Annotated in this window: 1 protein-coding gene; it reads left to right on the top strand. The window is 75.7% G+C overall.

Annotation, left to right across the window (positions count from 1 at the left end):
- Nucleotides 1-544: hypothetical protein (locus DW299_RS18960; RefSeq protein WP_205814351.1), on the top strand; the 544-nt coding region annotated here is incomplete at both ends.

The following is a 544-nucleotide window of genomic DNA, read 5'->3' as shown; positions in this document are numbered from 1 at the left end:
TGCTCGCGGTCGCCGCGGCCGCGACCGTCGGCGGGATCCAGGCAGCGACCGCGAGCCCGGCAGCGAGCGCCCTCGAATCCCTCCAGGCGGACGAGGCCTCCATCCAGAACGCGCACCAGGCGTTGACGTCGGCCCGCGACACCCTCGTCGCCGACATCGGGACCCAGACGGCGGAGGCGACCGCGCTGCGCACCGCCATCGTCGACACCGCCACGGTGCCCGATCCCGCGTCGTCGTCGGACGACGACGTCATCGCGGTGGCCGATCCGGCCCTGGAGGAGGCGGCCGTCGCGGCCCTCGACGGGTACCTCGCCGCGCTCGCCGCGGTGACCGTGCCCGCGCTGCCCGCCGAGTATCGCCGCGCCGAGATCGACGAGAACTCGCTCGTCGACGTGGGGCAGGCGATCGACGACGCGCAGGGCGACCTGGACGCGCTCGACCAGGCGACCGCGGAGATGCGCACGATCCGCACGGCGTTCGACGCGCTGCGCCCCGCCGCCACCCCGGCCGTGACCGCGTACCTCGCGTCGTCCGTGCCGGGGTG

This window comes from Microbacterium sp. K35 (assembly GCF_004794375.1).
GTDB classification, from domain to species: Bacteria; Actinomycetota; Actinomycetes; order Actinomycetales; family Microbacteriaceae; genus Microbacterium; species Microbacterium sufflavum.
The sequence above is the reverse complement of the archived record's forward strand: the minus strand, read 5'-3'. Positions and strand labels throughout refer to the sequence as shown.